Genomic DNA, 4,819 nt, shown 5'->3' on the forward strand with positions numbered 1-4,819 from the left:
GAAATCGAAAAATACCAAAAAGAAAATTACATCACGAGTTTTGCAGGTGCGGTTTACGAGCTTATTCGTAAAGGTTTAAGTGTGTCGGATCGTTAACGTGGCATAAGCCACACCCTATCCGAAGGCGATTCATCCCCCACCTACTCATTGGGCTATGCCCTGCACGTTCCTTGAGGTGGGTGTCTTCTCGCCTAAAAAGATAAAATAAAAAAGCCCCGTTTCCATGCGCAAAGAAACGGGGACTTATACTTTCGTCCAAATTGCTTCCCTACGCTAGCATAACCTAGATCAGGTAATAAAAGGATCAAAGACTCACGGCCTTACTCTCAGTTGGCAACACCAACTCTCCTAGCACAATATAAAATTACCATTGTCAGTATAACACCGTCATCAAGCTTCAGCAACTATTTTAATTTTCTTAATTATCCACCTAATAATAAAATGAGAAATACGCTGCATATGAGCTCCCAGTTTCCTTGTTTCTCTTCGAATCTTGAAGTGGGATTCTTACTACCCGAAAATAGAGGGATACAAGAAAGCATTCTCTCTTTTTGATTTCGCATGGCATTGCACTATTTTCTTATAAAAAAGCAAACATCTATACATTTAACATTATTTTTCTATTGATTTCATATTACATTTATGTGAATAAGCCCCACTCGATTCTATCTTTATACTATAATAAAAGGTACAGTATTACATCTAGAGGAGGCCTTGATTATATGAACTTGAAAGCTACAGCTTTAACAGCAACTACTGTCGCAATTGCTTCCTTACTTCCTTCTGTAACAGAAGTAGATACGCAGACAGCTGCTGCACAGCAAACAGCAAAAGCAAAGACTGGCTATGTGAAGGTAGATAAAGTAAACTTATATCCAACTACAAGCGTCAACAATGATTCAATTGGTAGCATCCCCTATAACACCCCTGTTACCATTCTTGAAACAGTTCACGACTGGTATAAAGTAAATATTCATAATCAGATCGGTTACATAAAAAAAGATGCTATTACATTTACAAAATCTAGTAAGAGAAGCGAGCAATATATTGTACATGCAAATGCGTTAAATGTTCGTTCTGAACCGAATACAGAATCTTCTATTCTTGACGTATTACCGAATGGTAAGTTCGTTGCAGTCCAAGAAACACAAGGAAATTGGTATAAAATTTTTCACAACGGACAAATTGGATATGTACAAAAAGACTTTGTATCTAGCGGTTCAAAACCTTTAGTAAAAGGAATTACCGTGCAAAACACTCCTACCTATACCGTTGCTACTCCAAAACTAAACGTGCGTAGTAATGCGGGAACGAATAGTGCGATTATCGGCTCTTTACAAAACGGTACACAAGTTCAGGTTGTAGAAACAGTCGGAACTTGGTATAAAATTCGCTTCGGCACAGCGTATGGCTATGTAGCCAAACATTATATCCTCCAAAATCAGGCGCAAAATAAAAAGACAAATCCTTCTATCCCAGCTGTTTTTAAATTTCCGACACAAGGAAAAATTAGTTCAACATTTGATATGCGCTGGGAACAAATGCATTATGGAGTAGATATTGCTGCACAAGGGAATGTTTCTATTCATGCAGCCGCTTCAGGAAAAGTTGTGAAGTCTTATTATTCAGCAAGCTATGGGAATGTTGTTTTCGTTGCTCATCGGATCAATGGAAAATTGTATACAACTGTTTATGCTCATATGAAAGATCGCGCTGTAAAGGTAGGAGACCACGTACAGGTTGGACAACTATTAGGACATATGGGAAATACAGGACATTCCTTTGGACAACATCTTCATTTTGAATTACATAATGGAGAATGGAATTTTGAAAAAACGAATGCAGTGGATCCACTGCCATATTTAGTTAGGTAAATACTATGCCACGCAATATCCCATTAATGATTGAATCTATAGCCTTCTTTGGCTTAATTTGTTGTTTAATTATTTATAATACAAGCATTGTATTTTTATCTATTGTTATTACTTTTGTTATTTTAGAAATTATGATGGAAGCATTTCAAATTCGACTGAAACAAAAAATTGCTCATATTTACGTTATGCTTTTTCTTTTAAGTGCTTTTATAACAAACGTAGTAAATGGTGGCTTTTATCTATCTTCCATATTCCCTGTATTCTTCTTGGGAATCTTACTAGTTATATCCCAATATATTAATGTTCCTGATAAACAAAAGAAACAAGAAAAACAAAAGCAGCCAGGGATCTAGAAAGAGAAAACAAATTACTTTCTTTGATGTATAAGAAAATCAAGGCTGCTAATTCATACTACTAAGTAAAAGGGATCTCAATTTACATGAGATCCCTTTTACTTATGTATTTGTTTTTAGCCACATGCATACTTCTCATAAATGAAGCTTAAGTTATATTTTTTTTCTAGACTCATTCTCTGTTCATCGTCACACCAGTAAAATAAAATGTCATGAATAGTTGCATAACGTTTGTTCTTTAAAAACACTCTAAAGAATGACGGTAAACAATCATGTAACTGTATAAAAATATAATTCCGTAAAATTTCTTCCTTATATTCAATTCCTTTACATACATGCAAGAGTTCTTCACAATAATATGCATGCTGAGGAACTTGAATCATTTCAAAGAATGGTATGTAAGATAATAGCTTACCAATAAAGTGTCCATAGCTGTTCATAATCTCGATTGTCATATGTTCCATCATTTCTTTCATAACATATAAATAATCATCAACATGTGTTGTTTTTAATGGATCAAGTCGATCTGATATTTGAGAAATAACAGCTCTCTGACATGCAATAACAGCATGATTAGGTCCATAGTATGAAAGAAAATCTGTGCATTTGCGATATTTTCTTAATAAGTCAAATGTGTATAAATCACCTAAATATGTATTGCAATGTATTGCTAGGTTCATCATGTCATCATTTAATTCTTTTTTAGAAAGAGATTTTGCTTGTTTACATAGGTAAAAGAATGTGAACTCTAAGACTTCTTTATGAGATACTAATTCTCTATATTCTTCTATACATTTTTCATTAAATTTTACTCTATTCCAAATCGCTACATCTTCACTTTTTAATTCTCCAACACGGTACTTAATAATTAAATAGTTTAAAGCGACAATTTGTGTTATGGAATCCCACGTTTCATACTCCATTGAAGTATATACAAATTCATCTAACCTTTGATTTACCATAAATGTATATGCTTCTTGATACCAACCAATCTCTTGACATAAACGAACAATACGCACCAATGTAGGAATCTCATCTTTATGAAATTGAGGTAATTCTTTTGCTTTGTTCATTCCATATAAAATGAATGGAATCAAATTTTCTTCTTTGTAAAACTCTTTTTCTTTCCATACTAGAAGTGTTCTCTCTTTCTCTTCACCTTTTGGACGACAAGGTACAAGTAAAGAAAATAAATCAGCAAAATCTTTTGGTTCCACGTATGTATCAATAACCAAATTCCAATTCGGATTTCCCTGCACAGCTTTCATATAACTCCCCTTTCAATTTTCCCTTCTATATAAACACGCTAAAGTTTGTTAATAATAAAAACTCAACAAATATTGCTATATTCAAAATCACTCATAACTCTCATATCTATTAGTATATCATTTTTTATCGTGATAAAAATTAAGAATAAAAATTTTAAAAAACTTTTCAAATATAGCAATGATCTTTGAATTTTATTTCAGATACATTACACTCACAATGCCTTTGCATTCTAATTGTAAGAATAATGTATCTGATTCTCATTCTTTATTCATCAAAGTTTACATAACTGTCTTAAAGTTCATGTAATCCTTTTGTATGCTCGGATATTTCACCTAAGGCAAAACCAGCTTGATCATCAGCTGCTTCTACTGTTGCTAAATCTCCTAATGCTAACATTCCAACGAGTACTCCATTCTCTACTACTGGCAACCTTCTCACTTGATGCCTTGCCATTAACTCTGTTGCCTTCTCAACCGGATCGTTAGGTGCTACTGAAACAATATTTGTGGTCATCACATTTGTAATTTTATTAGACCCTGGATGCTTCTCAGCAATTCCACGAACAACTAAGTCGCGATCTGTAACAAGACCAACAATTTGATTATTATCGACGACCGGGATCATACCAATTTCTTCTTCTTTCATTTTAACGGCTGCTTCATACACATTATCTAAAGGCGTACATTGTACAATATTTGTACTCATCAAATCTCTTACAAATAGCATATTATTTGTTCCCTCCTTTTAATACATACCATAGTTTTTCCAAATTCCCTTTATTTATTTCAAATACTTCTCTTCATATTTGTTTAGATTTACAACATCGTATGTAAAAGGAACAAGTATACGTAACATAAGAAAAAAGAGTCAGCAATTATGCTGACTCTTTTTTATGACCCGTACGGGATTCGAACCCGTGTTACCGCCGTGAAAGGGCGGTGTCTTAACCACTTGACCAACGGGCCATGGCTCCGCAGGTAGGACTCGAACCTACGACCGATCGGTTAACAGCCGATAGCTCTACCACTGAGCTACTGCGGAATATGATGATGGGCCTAAATGGACTTGAACCATCGACCTCACGCTTATCAGGCGTGCGCTCTAACCAGCTGAGCTATAGGCCCATATTTCTAAACAGGGGCAGTAGGAATCGAACCCACACCGGAGGTTTTGGAGACCTCTGTTCTACCGTTAAACTATGCCCCTAAACGATGCCGGCTAGAGGACTTGAACCCCCAACCTACTGATTACAAGTCAGTTGCTCTACCAATTGAGCTAAGCCGGCTCGCTAATTCAAAATGGTGGCTCGGGACGGAATCGAAC

General features: G+C 35.2%; 4 protein-coding genes, 5 tRNA genes and 1 riboswitch. Of the genes, 2 read left to right on the plus strand and 7 right to left on the minus strand.

Annotation, left to right across the window (positions count from 1 at the left end; genetic code table 11):
• Window positions 1-248: 248 nt before the first annotated feature.
• Window positions 249-360, minus strand: a riboswitch (TPP riboswitch).
• A 362-nt stretch (window positions 361-722) separates the two neighbouring features.
• Window positions 723-1,874 carry an SH3 domain-containing protein gene (locus tag MR059_RS21290; RefSeq protein WP_011983714.1) on the plus strand — a complete coding sequence of 384 codons (1,152 nt, stop codon included), beginning with the start codon at window positions 723-725 and terminating at the stop codon, window positions 1,872-1,874.
• Between the two features lie 5 nt (window positions 1,875-1,879).
• Window positions 1,880-2,227, plus strand: a complete 348-nt coding sequence (locus MR059_RS21295; protein WP_011983713.1) for a hypothetical protein — start codon at window positions 1,880-1,882, stop codon at window positions 2,225-2,227.
• 116 nt (window positions 2,228-2,343) lie between these two features.
• Here MR059_RS21295 and MR059_RS21300 read toward each other — a convergent pair whose 3' ends face one another.
• The 7 genes from MR059_RS21300 to MR059_RS21330 form a co-directional block, all read right to left on the minus strand.
• Entirely contained in the window at window positions 2,344-3,495 is a 1,152-nt protein-coding gene (locus tag MR059_RS21300) for a DUF3965 domain-containing protein (protein ID WP_011983712.1), read from the minus strand.
• A gap of 292 nt (window positions 3,496-3,787) precedes the next feature.
• A complete protein-coding gene (locus MR059_RS21305; RefSeq protein ID WP_011983711.1) occupies window positions 3,788-4,222 on the minus strand; it encodes a CBS domain-containing protein in 435 nt (144 codons plus the stop codon).
• Between the two features lie 167 nt (window positions 4,223-4,389).
• Window positions 4,390-4,461: transfer RNA gene (locus MR059_RS21310), tRNA-Glu, on the minus strand.
• Between the two features lies 1 nt (window position 4,462).
• Window positions 4,463-4,537, minus strand: a tRNA-Asn gene (locus MR059_RS21315).
• A 9-nt stretch (window positions 4,538-4,546) separates the two neighbouring features.
• Window positions 4,547-4,620: transfer RNA gene (locus MR059_RS21320), tRNA-Ile, on the minus strand.
• Between the two features lie 11 nt (window positions 4,621-4,631).
• Window positions 4,632-4,702: transfer RNA gene (locus MR059_RS21325), tRNA-Trp, on the minus strand.
• Window positions 4,703-4,708: 6 nt separating this feature from the next.
• Window positions 4,709-4,781 (minus strand) — tRNA-Thr (locus tag MR059_RS21330).
• Between the last annotated feature and the right edge of the window lie 38 nt (window positions 4,782-4,819).

It is taken from the genome of Bacillus cereus group sp. BfR-BA-01522, from assembly GCF_022662635.1.
GTDB classification, from domain to species: domain Bacteria; phylum Bacillota; class Bacilli; order Bacillales; family Bacillaceae_G; genus Bacillus_A; species Bacillus_A cytotoxicus.

What these genes read in the sequence shown, in the direction of transcription:
- MR059_RS21290 (WP_011983714.1), top strand. Translation starts at nt 723, where the DNA reads ATGAACTTGAAAGCTACAGCTTTAACAGCAACTACTGTCGCAATTGCT.
- MR059_RS21295 (WP_011983713.1), top strand. Translation starts at nt 1,880, where the DNA reads ATGCCACGCAATATCCCATTAATGATTGAATCTATAGCCTTCTTTGGC.
- MR059_RS21300 (WP_011983712.1), bottom strand. Translation starts at nt 3,495, where the DNA reads ATGAAAGCTGTGCAGGGAAATCCGAATTGGAATTTGGTTATTGATACA.
- MR059_RS21305 (WP_011983711.1), bottom strand. Translation starts at nt 4,222, where the DNA reads ATGCTATTTGTAAGAGATTTGATGAGTACAAATATTGTACAATGTACG.